This window comes from Bifidobacterium sp. UMB1197 (assembly GCF_030217745.1).
In the GTDB taxonomy this organism is placed as follows: domain Bacteria; phylum Actinomycetota; class Actinomycetes; order Actinomycetales; family Bifidobacteriaceae; genus Bifidobacterium; species Bifidobacterium vaginale_B.
Window position 1 is genome coordinate 1 of the sequence record NZ_JASOOL010000119.1, and the last position, 228, is coordinate 228.

A 228-nucleotide genomic window follows, 5' to 3' on the forward strand; every position below is an offset into this window, starting at 1 on the left:
TCTTGTATATCCAACCAGTTCAAAACGATAGGCCCTTGCTGCCAGCTCTGACCTGACTGAACAATACGTTGGTTATGCACCAGACCGATATCGTCTTCCCATTCATCATCGACCACAAATGGCGCAGGATAAATTAAGACTTCATAAAAACCATCCAGCCATTCCAGTCCTAACTCCAGAACGGGTAGGCAAAATAGAAGTGCTATCCGGCAGCTTCTTAATGAATCC

General features: G+C 45.2%; 1 protein-coding gene. It reads right to left on the reverse strand.

Annotation, left to right across the window (positions count from 1 at the left end; all coding sequences use genetic code 11):
- Positions 1–228 (reverse strand): zinc-dependent peptidase (locus QP420_RS06870; RefSeq protein ID WP_481616910.1); only part of this gene is annotated, 228 nt, incomplete at both ends.